Annotated in this window: 10 protein-coding genes; 8 read left to right on the forward strand and 2 right to left on the reverse strand. The window is 56.3% G+C overall.

The features are described from left to right. Positions 1-9 precede the first annotated feature (9 nt). The 5 genes from ACR3EH_RS01000 to ACR3EH_RS01020 all read left to right on the forward strand — a co-directional run bounded on the left by ACR3EH_RS01000 (position 10) and on the right by ACR3EH_RS01020 (position 5132). Positions 10-957, forward strand: a complete 948-nt coding sequence (locus tag ACR3EH_RS01000) for a DUF58 domain-containing protein (RefSeq protein WP_171183089.1) — start codon at positions 10-12, stop codon at positions 955-957. Then, positions 954-1427 (forward strand): DUF4381 domain-containing protein, encoded by a 474-nt coding sequence (locus tag ACR3EH_RS01005; RefSeq protein WP_171183087.1) that lies wholly within the window; start codon positions 954-956, stop codon positions 1425-1427. Before ACR3EH_RS01000 ends, ACR3EH_RS01005 begins: the two co-directional genes overlap by 4 nt. After that, positions 1427-2410, forward strand: a complete 984-nt coding sequence (locus tag ACR3EH_RS01010; protein WP_171675545.1) for a vWA domain-containing protein — start codon at positions 1427-1429, stop codon at positions 2408-2410. Before ACR3EH_RS01005 ends, ACR3EH_RS01010 begins: the two co-directional genes overlap by 1 nt. Positions 2411-2523: 113 nt before the next feature. After that, positions 2524-3912 carry a VWA domain-containing protein gene (locus ACR3EH_RS01015; RefSeq protein ID WP_253762017.1) on the forward strand — a complete coding sequence of 463 codons (1389 nt, stop codon included), beginning with the start codon at positions 2524-2526 and terminating at the stop codon, positions 3910-3912. Continuing rightward, positions 3909-5132 carry a BatD family protein gene (locus ACR3EH_RS01020; protein WP_171183082.1) on the forward strand — a complete coding sequence of 408 codons (1224 nt, stop codon included), beginning with the start codon at positions 3909-3911 and terminating at the stop codon, positions 5130-5132. The genes ACR3EH_RS01015 and ACR3EH_RS01020 overlap by 4 nt, the downstream gene beginning before the upstream one ends. A 2-nt stretch (positions 5133-5134) precedes the next feature. Here ACR3EH_RS01020 and ACR3EH_RS01025 read toward each other — a convergent pair whose 3' ends face one another. Next, positions 5135-5815 carry a Crp/Fnr family transcriptional regulator gene (locus ACR3EH_RS01025; RefSeq protein ID WP_171183081.1) on the reverse strand — a complete coding sequence of 227 codons (681 nt, stop codon included), beginning with the start codon at positions 5813-5815 and terminating at the stop codon, positions 5135-5137. A 199-nt stretch (positions 5816-6014) separates the two neighbouring features. Here ACR3EH_RS01025 and ACR3EH_RS01030 point away from each other — a divergent pair, with 199 nt between their 5' ends. The 3 genes from ACR3EH_RS01030 to cls all read left to right on the forward strand — a co-directional run bounded on the left by ACR3EH_RS01030 (position 6015) and on the right by cls (position 10108). After that, complete coding sequence (locus ACR3EH_RS01030) at positions 6015-7625, forward strand: arylsulfatase (RefSeq protein WP_171183079.1); 1611 nt, start codon at positions 6015-6017, stop codon at positions 7623-7625. A 73-nt stretch (positions 7626-7698) separates the two neighbouring features. Next, complete coding sequence (locus ACR3EH_RS01035) at positions 7699-8673, forward strand: HAD family hydrolase (RefSeq protein WP_171183077.1); 975 nt, start codon at positions 7699-7701, stop codon at positions 8671-8673. Between the two features lie 22 nt (positions 8674-8695). Next, positions 8696-10108 (forward strand): cardiolipin synthase, encoded by a 1413-nt coding sequence (gene cls / locus ACR3EH_RS01040; protein WP_171646917.1) that lies wholly within the window; start codon positions 8696-8698, stop codon positions 10106-10108. Here the strand turns inward: cls and ACR3EH_RS01045 are convergent. Further along, positions 10105-10539, reverse strand: a complete 435-nt coding sequence (locus ACR3EH_RS01045) for an ion channel (RefSeq protein ID WP_171183073.1) — start codon at positions 10537-10539, stop codon at positions 10105-10107. The genes cls and ACR3EH_RS01045 overlap by 4 nt on opposite strands. Positions 10540-10575: the final 36 nt, after the last annotated feature.

The following is a 10575-nucleotide window of genomic DNA, read 5'->3' on the forward strand; positions in this document are numbered from 1 at the left end:
GAACGCCGCGTGTCCCAGACCGCCGCATATCCCGACGACCCGCGCATCCATGTGGATTCGGACCACCTGCTACGGTTGGGGCCAAAGTCGCGCGCGATCAGCCTTTTGCCGCGTCAACCCGCCCGTTCTATCCTCAACGGACGGCACGCTTCGCGCTTGCGCGGGCGCGGTTTGAACTTTGAAGAGCTGCGCAACTATCTGCCCGGCGATGACATTCGCACCATCGATTGGAAAGTCACGGCTCGCACAGGAAAGCCGCACGTTAGGGTTTATACCGAAGAACGCGACCGCCCGGCCCTTTTGCTGGTCGACCAGCGCGTTTCGATGTTTTTTGGTACACAAGTGTATGTGAAGTCCGTGATCGCGGCCGAGGCTGCGGCGATTTCCGCCCACAGAGTGTTGGGCCAAGGCGACCGGGTCGGAGGGCTCGTCTTCGGCGACACTGATCTGGCGGAACATCGCCCGCAACGGCGACCTGCCGCGCTAACGCGTTTTTTGTCATCACTGGGCGCGCTGAACAGTAGTTTGCGCGCCTCGCAGCGCGACGATGCGACCGTGACTTTGAACGCCGTGCTGAAACAGGCCGCCCGCATTGCGCATACCAACACACTGATTTGCGTCTTTTCGGATTTCGACGGGTTGGACGACAGTTCCGAGATTTTGGTGCGTGAACTTTCCGCTTCTAGTGATTTAATTTTATTCAATATTTCAGACCCAAGCTCTCGCGAGTTGGTTCCCAACCTCAGGCTGACTGTTTCGGATGGAGACAACCAGATCGAATTGAACAGCGCGGACACAGGTTTGTCGGACCGTATCCGTCATGCGATGGAAGATCGGCTGTCTCAGTTGCAAACTTGGTCACGCCGCTATGGCTTCCCCATCGTGCCATTGACGACGGCGGAACCAACCCTCGACCAACTGCTGAGGCTATTTGGCCATGCCGGAGGCCGCAGATGAGTGTAGACGTCGAAGGCAAATCACTGGTCGATCTGCTGGACATGCTCGAGCCCGCTCCTGCACCGGACCCGGTTTCCATGGTGCCGCAAACTTGGGGATGGCTCGCTCTTGCCGCTCTTGTTGCAGGGCTGATCGCTTTTGGTTTTCATGCGTATTTTCGCCATCGACGGATGAATGCCTATCGGCGCGAGGCGCTGACTGAACTGGCGGTGGCAAAAGACAATCCCGCGAAGATCGCCGAGATCATGCGCCGCACAGCACTTGTTGCCTTTCCACGTAGTCAGGTTGCTTCCCTTCATGGAGACGAGTGGGTCAGATTTCTGACGCAAACTTCTGACCATACGCATTTTTCTGATGTAGAGGCTCGCGTTCTTACGGCGGCGCCCTACACCACCATGCCCGCCAGTCCCGAACTGACGAAGCTAGCACAGCAATGGATCAGGTCCCACAAACGCGAAAGGAATGCGTAATGTTTTCTTTTGCCGCGCCTTGGGTGTTCGTCCTGCTTCCGCTTCCCGCTTTGGTGTACTGGCTTGCCCCGCCTCACCGCGAGAAAAGCAGCTCGATCCGCATTCCTTTCTTCCGCCATGTTGCAAAGGCCGCTGGGGTCGAGCCCCGATCAGGGTCTGTCATCCCGCGCCGTGCGGCCTTTCAGACGGGAACCGTCGTTGTGATCTGGTGCCTTCTGATTGTTGCGATGGCCCGGCCTGAAAAGTTGGGAGAACCGGTCGTTGTTGAAAAGTCAGCTCAAGACGTGGTTCTGGCTTTGGACATCTCGGGTTCAATGGACCAGAGGGATTTCACCTCGTCAAACGGCGCGCCAACTCAACGCCTTGCTGCGGTCAAGGACGTATTGCGCCAGTTTATTGCGGAGCGACAAGGCGACCGGATGGCCTTGATCATCTTTGGCACCCGCGCCTTTGTGCAAGCCCCGTTTACCGAAGACCTCAATAGTTTGAACGGCTTTCTGGACCAAACTCAAGTAGGTATGGCCGGTCCGAACACTGCCCTTGGAGATGCCATCGGACTGGGTATCCGCACGTTTGAATCCAGCGCGGTTGACCAACGTCTGATGATCGTCCTGAGCGACGGCGCTGACACCTCAAGCCGCATGACACCGGTCAATGCGGCGGCTATCGCGGCGGAAAAAGGCGTTGTCATCTATACGGTCGGCGTAGGCGACCCAAACGCGTCGGGCGAGGATCGGGTCGACCTGGATGCGCTAAAGGATATCGCAGACAGAACAGGTGGAGCGTATTTCTTTGCCGATGATCAGGATGCGCTGACCGAAACATACGCCCGCATTGATGAGCTCAATCCAAGAATTGTGGAAACGCAAAGCTACCGACCACGTGAAAGCCTTGCGCACTATCCACTTGGACTGGTCGTACTGTTGATGCTGATGACATTGGCTGTCCAGCACGTCGCCCAAAAGCGCAGAGGTGCGGCATGATTGGCGTTTTTGCAGATTTCCATTTTTTTCGAGTGGTTTGGCTCCTGCTCCTCATACCGATTGCAGCACTGTGGTGGTTGATCCGCCCCAAGCCAAAAACCCGTGCTCAAGCAATGTCCGGTATTGCACCGCACCTTGCCGCTGCGCTTGAGTTGGGGGCTGACAATGCGAGACGCCTCTATCCAATTGACGTAGCGATGATTGCGGCGATTTTGGTCACACTGGCTGCTGCGGGGCCAACATGGTCACGGGCACCCAACCCGCTGGTTGCGGACACCGCTCCGTTGGTGATCGCCCTGAAGGTGACCGACAGCATGGAAGAACCAGACTTGGCCCCGTCTCGTCTGGATCGCGCCAAGTTCAAAGTCACCGATCTGATCAATGCGCGCGTGGGTGCCCGAACTGCCTTGATCGCATATGCCGGCACCCCGCATCGTGTCGCACCTTTGACCGAAGACGCCAATATCCTGCGCCCGCTGCTGGAGGGCCTCACCCCCGCCGTTATGCCTAAACAGGGGGATGCAGCCGCTAATGCGCTGACGCTGGCCGAGACGATCCTGAACGATAGCGAAACGCCCGGCGCTGTCCTGTTCGTGTTGGACGACCTCGACCCCTCGCAACTGTCGGATTTCGAGACCGCCACCGTGCCAGTGTTCTTTCTGACAATGCTGCCAAATGGTCAAAGCATCACGCAACTCGACGGCTTGAAAGGGACAACTGTGGTTCCGTTCTCAAGCGATGATCGGGATATCAACCGCTTACAACGTCACATTCAATCAGCATACACAGCCGCACTGGATGATGATGACCGCCTAGACTGGCAAGACAAAGGATGGTTGCTGGCCTGGCCAGCCGCCTTTCTGTCATTGCTTTGGTTTCGCAGAGGTTGGGTGATCCGGTCGCTACTGCTCACCTTTTGCATTTGGTCCCCGTCTGGCCCGGCTTATGCCGATGGCTGGCGGGATTGGTTCTTGACCCCGGACCAACAGGGCCAAATCGCGATGAACCAAAAGCGCTATGCTGAAGCGACCGAGTTGTTTCAGGACCCGTATCAGGAAGGCTATGCACGCCTAAAGGCCGGGCAATACCCTGAAGCTGCTGCGATTTTTGCCGAGCTGGATACGCCCGAAGCCGCGTTTTCCGAAGGTATGGCGCGCATACGAAACCGCGAGTATCGTCCGGCCATCGCGTCCTTTGAAGTCGCATTGGAACGCCGGCCGGATTGGCCAGAAGCTCAGCATAACCTCGAGGTCTCGAAAGCGATCCTCGACTATGTTGAAACTACGCGCGAACAGTCTGATACAGGTGAAGAAGCCGGGATCGGGGCTGATGACACGGTCTTTGACAACGACGCAGGGCGTGGTGAACAGACGACAATTCAGGCTCCGAAAGACGGATCGCAGGCCATGTCCGCTGATCAATGGATCAGCACGATTGATACCGACATGCAGGACTTTCTTCGCAACCGGTTCCTGTTAGAAAATCAGGAGCAGAAGCAATGAGATACCTCGCCCTTCTTATGCTTCTAATTCCGACTGAACTGTTCGCCCAGACCGGCGTCCAGCCACAGGTGACCGCCGAAACACCTACGGAACCCGTTATCGTTGGGCAACCCGCAATTGTGCGCATCAAGGTGCTAGTGCCAACATTCATGCCCTCGCCTCCGGTGTTCCCGTCGCTTGAGCAAGAGAACCTGTTGATGCGCCTGCCGGAACGTGCTTCGGGACCAGTGAGTGAAACCGTCGAAGGTGAAACCTGGTCCGGCGTTCAACGCAGTTATCGCCTCTATCCTCTGAGCGCCGGAGAAATTGCGTTTGGTGCGCAGGACGTCGTAGTCACCTTTGCCGACCCCGAAACAAATGCGCCGGTTCAGGTCAGCGTGCCCTTGCCGGACTTGACCTTAAACGCCGTGGTCCCAGAGGGCGCACGCGACTTGGATCCGCTTATCATCGCAACCGGTCTTACGGTAGATCAGCAGATCGACGGGGACCCAAATATGGAGAATGGTGGATCAATCACGCGCCGCCTGACCGCCAAGATCTCTGGAACAACGCCGTTTCTGGTGCCCGAATTGATCCCCGGCAACCCGGACCCGCTGCTGCGAGCCTATCCTAAAGAGCCACGCTTCACTGAAAATGAGGACCGGGGCGTTCTGTCCGGGCAGCGTGTGGACGAGGTCGTCTACCTTGCGCAGGACGGCGGCCAGACGCAGCTGCCTCCGATCTCGATTCGCTGGTACAATCTGGACAGCAACCAGGTCGAAACCATCGACATTGCCCCGGTCGACTTGACACTGGCCCGACCGCAATGGCAACCGCCGGACGCGGAAACCATACTAAGGTTCGCAGTTTGGTTGGTGGCTTTTGCGCTGTTCTTATGGCTTACCATCCGATTCCTGCGCCCGCGTGTCGACCGATTGCGCCAGCTTCGGCGGGATGCGTTCCTGGCTTCGCCCGACTATGCGTTGGGTGAACTCAAGAATTCACTGCAAGATCATGATATTGCGGCGGCTTACACAGCTTTGGAAATGTGGAAGTCCCGCAGCGGCATGGCCAGTCAAACCACCAGTTTGGACCAGCACCTCGCCCAGATTGGAGCCGCCAGATACTCGGCGCACCCCGACACCAAGACCGAGGATTGGGCCGCGGCGTTGTCGGCGCTCGCGTCACTGAAGCAATCCGCGCAATCGCCAGCGAACCCGTTGCCGCCGCTCAACCCCTGAGCTCAGCACTGACATGAGGCAATCAACTGCCGTCGGTCCTTCAGGCGCACACGCCCATACCCAAGCTCGATCAGCCCCAAATCCGCGAGACGATGCAAGTTGCGATGTAACGTCGGTTGGGAAACGGCCACCATTGCTGCCAGTTCATCCTGGGATATCACGATCCACCCATCGGATTTCGCGGTCCCCTCGTCCAAGTGCAACAGACGCAGAACAAGACGCTTTTCCGTTCCTGTCACGGCAAGATTGGCCATAATACGCAAAGCAGTTTGCATGTTTTCATGCGACAAGGCGTAAAAATCACGGATGTAGTCGGGATTATCGTCGACCAGCCTGTCCAACCGCGACGACGGGAAAAACAGCGTTCGCGTGGTTTGAGTGGCAATGACGCTCACCAGCCTGTTGGCGTCGGCAAACAGGGCCAGATCACCGATCCAGAACCCACCACCTTGCCTGTGCACTACGAATTCCTGACCGTCGTCAGCAGGAGCCGTGATCTGAACCGCGCCATCCAGGACCGCATAAACCCCATTGGCCAAATCCCCGTACAGGTAAAGCGCTTCGTCCGCCGTGAAGTTTTTTTCTGTCCCGCAGGCCAGCAGGTCCGCCTGAAACCGCGCCCCACGCGCACCAAACCAGCCACGGCCCAACAATCGCTTTCTATCACGCGGATTATCAAACATTAGTATTCTTCAATCTCATCATATGATAGGTTCCAAGACATTGTCATAGCCTAAGGTAAGGCTATTCGATTCTCGACGTAATGCGAATTTTTCCTTTCGGGAATCAATACCTTGTTGGCCGATCTGATAAAATAATGATCGCCTTCAATTACTTTTACTTCAACGGGTCATTAAGACCCGGTCAGTTCAGGAGCAAACTATGTCACCACCTCGTTCGATTACAGAAAGTTGGCGCAGCACGATACGCAAAGTCGCGGTAGCTTCGGTCGCTGTTGCACTGGCCCTGCCCGCGTGGGCGCAGGATCAAAAGCCCAACATCCTGGTTATCTGGGGTGACGATATCGGTCAGTCCAACATCTCGGCCTACACGATGGGCCTGATGGGCTACCAGACGCCGAACATCGACCGCGTTGCGAAAGAAGGCATGATCTTCACAGATTATTACGGCGAGCAGTCCTGCACCGCCGGTCGGTCGTCGTACATCATGGGTCAGTCGGTGTTCCGCACAGGTCTGTCGAAAGTTGGTTTGCCCGGTGCTGATCTGGGTATGCAAGTTGAAGATCCAACAATTGCGGGCCTGCTGAAGGACCACGGTTACGTAACCGGTCAGTTCGGTAAGAACCACCTTGGTGACAAAGATGAACATCTGCCGACAAACCATGGTTTTGATGAGTTTTTCGGGAACTTGTATCACCTGAATGCGGAAGAAGAGCCGGAAAACGAAGACTATCCCGGCGATCAGGTTCTGGCCGATGGCCGCACGTTCCGTGAAGCGTATGGTCCGCGTGGCGTGATCAAGTCCAAGGCGGACGGCACGATCGAGGACACTGGTCCGCTGACCCGCAAGCGCATGGAAACGGTGGATGATGAAACTGTTGCTGCCGCAATCGACTTCATCAAGCGTGCGCATGAACAGGGACAACCCTTCTATGTCTGGTGGAACGGAACGCGCATGCACTTCCGCACCCATGTCAAAGATGAAATGCGCCAACAGGCCAACGAAATCTTTGGTGGCGTTGCCGACGAGTACACAGCCGGCATGATCGAGCACGACATGCATGTTGGACAATTGCTTGATCTGTTGGACGAACTTGGCATTGCCGACAATACCATCGTTCACTACTCGACCGATAACGGCCCGCACATGAACACATGGCCGGATGCCGCGGCCACACCGTTTTGGGGTGAGAAAAACACAAACTGGGAAGGCGGCTGGCGCGTTCCTTCAATGGTCCGTTGGCCCGGTCAGATCGAAGCCGGATCGGTTACGAACGAGATCGTGCACCATATGGACTGGCTGCCGACCTATCTGGCGGTTGCTGGCGATCCCGACATCAAGGAAAAGCTGAAAGCAGGTTATAGCTCGTCCGGCATGGGGCGTGACTACAAAGTGCATCTGGATGGCTACAACATCCTGCCCCTGTTGACCGGTGAGACGACTGAAAGCCCGCGCGCCGAGATCTTCTATTTCTCGGATGACGGCGACCTGACAGCGCTGCGCTACGACGACTGGAAGCTGATCTTCCTTGAGCAGAAAGCTTGGGCAACGCTGCGCGCATGGATCGAACCCTGGACCGAGTTGCGCATCCCGCTGATCGTGAACCTGCGTCGTGACCCGTATGAGCGCGCTTATCGCACGTCCAACACCTATTATGACTGGCTGCTGGATCGCGCGTATTTCCTGGTACCGGCACAGCAATATGTGGGCAATTTCCTCGCAACCTTCGAGGAATTCCCACCGCGCCAGAAAGCCGCAAGCTTCAACCTGGATCAGGTTATGGAAAAGCTCGCGACACCGACAAACAACTAAGTCGCGTGTAAATCCAAACCGGGCCGCCACTTCAATGGCGGCCCTTTTTATCTTGAAATTAAACGAGCAATTCATGCGACACTTAGTTCTCAGCGCAGTTCTTGCCTACGCCCCGCTATCACTGCTTGCCGACCCGCTGCCCAGTTGGACCAACAGTCATGCCAAAGACCAGATTGTGGCCTTTGTCGACGGCGTGACCAGCCAAAACAGTCCCAACTATGTGACCCCATCGGACCGAATAGCTGTCTTCGACAATGATGGAACGCTTTGGGCGGAACAGCCCGTTTATTTCCAGTTCATATTTGCCATGGACCGCCTTGCAGAAATGGCAGAACAAGATCCGTCGATCCTGACAACACCCGTATTGGAAGCCGCCGCCAAAGGAGATTTGGCAACGGTATTAGAGGGTGGTCATGACGCGTTGATTGAAGTCGTGAACACCACGCATTCCGGTGACAGCGTTGCAGAGTTCCAGGCTGCTGTGGCCGATTGGTTGGCGACAGAGCGTCATCCCTATACCGATCTTCCTTACGATCAAATGACCTATCAACCGATGGTCGAACTGTTGCGCTATTTGCGGGATGAAGGGTTCACCACATACATTGTCTCGGGCGGTGGCCTGCATTTCATGCGTGTGTTCGCCGAAGAAGCCTATGGCATTCCGCCCAATCAGATTTTGGGAACCTATGGCAACACCAGCTATGAGGTGATTGATGGCACGCCAACGATCGTCAAGGCGCCGGGTATCGCGTTCATTGATGACAAAGAAGGCAAACCCATCAACATCGAACGCACAATCGGCAAGCGCCCGATTCTGGCCGGCGGAAACTCGGACGGTGATTTTGCGATGATGCAGTGGGTCACCGCCGGTGACGGTCCCAGATTGGGCGTACTGATTCATCACACGGATGCTGACCGCGAATGGGCCTATGACCGCGAAAGCGCCATTGGAAAGCTGGCAGACGGGCTGGACAAAGGCCCCGACATGGGTTGGGTCATTGTGGATATGGCGCAGGATTGGACTCGGGTCTACACTGGGGCGAACTGACCCATCCCGGAGCCTTAACCTTATGTGGACATTGCTTGTTTCTGCCGTCGTCTTTGCCCTCTATGCGACGGCAGCAGTGTTCGTCGTCCGCGCGGCGCAAACAGCGCGGACCCCTCAAGGCGCCGTAGGCTGGGTTGTGTTTTTGGTCTCGGCCCCTTTTTTCGCAGTGCCCGCCTACCTGTTTCTGGGCCACCATCGCTTTCGCGGATACCGCATCGCACGTCAGGAAAGCGAACGCGTTGTCGAAGGCATCAAAACCTTCGCCGACTTTTCAAAACCCGATCCCGCGCGCATGTCGATTAACCCGCGTCCGTTCGAAGTTTTGGCGCATTTGCCGGTCTCACGCGGGAACGGGGCCGAGCTACTAATCGATGGACAGGCCACATTTGACGCAATCTTCGACGCCATCGATGCGGCCAAAAGCTATATCCTGATACAATTCTACATCGTGCGCGCTGACGCGTTGGGCCTGCAGCTGCAGGAAAAGCTGATTGCTGCGGCCAAGCGAGGGGTGCGCGTCCGTTTCATGGCCGACGCGGTGGGCAGTTACGGCCTCCCCTCGGATTATCTCGAAACACTTCAGGAGGCCGGGATTGACGTGGCTAATCCGAAGGATCAGCGCGGCCCCAATTTCCGATTTCAACTCAACTATCGAAACCACCGCAAAACCGTTGTCATCGATGGGGAAACCGGGTTCATAGGCGGTCACAACGTTGGCGTGGAATACCTGGGGCAGGACAAGCATTTCGGTCATTGGCGCGACACGCACCTAAAGATGACCGGCCATATCGTGCGCCAATTGCAGTTGATTTTCACCGAAGACTGGCACTGGGCTCGGGACGAAGATCTGATCGACGAGTTGGATTGGGCGGGCTCCGAAGCCGAGCAAGACATGAACGCCTTGTTGGTTGCCACCGGTCCCGGTGACGAAACGGAAACCGGTGCGATGATGTTCTTTGCCGCCATTGCTGCAGCTAAGGAAAGGCTCTGGATTGCTTCACCTTATTTTGTACCGGATATCGACGTGATGACCGCTCTGCAACACGCGGCAATGCGCGGGGTGGATGTGCGCATTCTGGTGCCCGATATGATCGACCACCGCCTGCCCTGGCTGGCCGCATTCGCCTATTTTGACGAAGCTCGTGACTGCGGCGCGCGTATTTTTCGCTATACCGACGGCTTCATGCATCAAAAGGCTTTTGTGGTCGATGACACGCTGGCAGCGGTAGGCACCACCAATCTGGACAACCGCTCTTTCCGACTGAATTTCGAGGCGATGGCCCTGTTCTTTGATGTCAGGGCCGCGAACCGGGTCGCAGAGATGCTGCAAGCAGATTTCGAGAACAGTTATGAACTGACGCGCGCTCTGGCCCAGCAACCTGTTCATATCCGCTTTGGGTCCCCTCTGGCGCGGTTGTTTGCTCCGATCCTTTAGGAAAAGAACTTTTCCTGAAAGACCCGTGTCATCATTGCAACCAGGTAAGCCGTCGACAGACCAAAGGCCAACAGTCCAGCGACCGACGCGAAAGAGCCAAAGATACGCAACCCTTCACCCAGCACGATGTCGCCGTAGCCCAATGTCGTGAATGTCACCAATGAAAAATATATGGCCGTATTCCAATCCGGCAGCACCTCAAGCAGCACCCAAACTATGGCCCAAATCCAGACCTGTATCGTGTGCGTTGCGACGATGAACGCCAAAGATACTGCTATGGGCGCAGCGGTTCCGATATACACACCTTTGTCCGCCCATTTTTTGTCCCATTTGATAATCGTGACGGTGCACCAGGTCAGCAACAGGATTTCGATCACAAAGCAGAGCCCCAGAAAGGTACTGCCCCAAATGATCTGATGCAGCAACGTCATGTTTTTCATCCTGATTTACGGCAGTGGATCGTCAGG

Source organism: Ruegeria sp. BG7, from assembly GCF_056535685.1.

Excerpts from the sequence above, each read along its gene's own strand:
- ACR3EH_RS01005 (WP_171183087.1), top strand. The coding sequence starts at position 954 with ATGAGTGTAGACGTCGAAGGCAAATCACTGGTCGATCTGCTGGACATG.
- ACR3EH_RS01010 (WP_171675545.1), top strand. The coding sequence starts at position 1,427 with ATGTTTTCTTTTGCCGCGCCTTGGGTGTTCGTCCTGCTTCCGCTTCCC.
- ACR3EH_RS01015 (WP_253762017.1), top strand. The coding sequence starts at position 2,524 with ATGTCCGGTATTGCACCGCACCTTGCCGCTGCGCTTGAGTTGGGGGCT.
- ACR3EH_RS01020 (WP_171183082.1), top strand. The coding sequence starts at position 3,909 with ATGAGATACCTCGCCCTTCTTATGCTTCTAATTCCGACTGAACTGTTC.
- ACR3EH_RS01025 (WP_171183081.1), bottom strand. The coding sequence starts at position 5,815 with ATGTTTGATAATCCGCGTGATAGAAAGCGATTGTTGGGCCGTGGCTGG.
- ACR3EH_RS01030 (WP_171183079.1), top strand. The coding sequence starts at position 6,015 with ATGTCACCACCTCGTTCGATTACAGAAAGTTGGCGCAGCACGATACGC.
- ACR3EH_RS01035 (WP_171183077.1), top strand. The coding sequence starts at position 7,699 with ATGCGACACTTAGTTCTCAGCGCAGTTCTTGCCTACGCCCCGCTATCA.
- cls (WP_171646917.1), top strand. The coding sequence starts at position 8,696 with ATGTGGACATTGCTTGTTTCTGCCGTCGTCTTTGCCCTCTATGCGACG.
- ACR3EH_RS01045 (WP_171183073.1), bottom strand. The coding sequence starts at position 10,539 with ATGACGTTGCTGCATCAGATCATTTGGGGCAGTACCTTTCTGGGGCTC.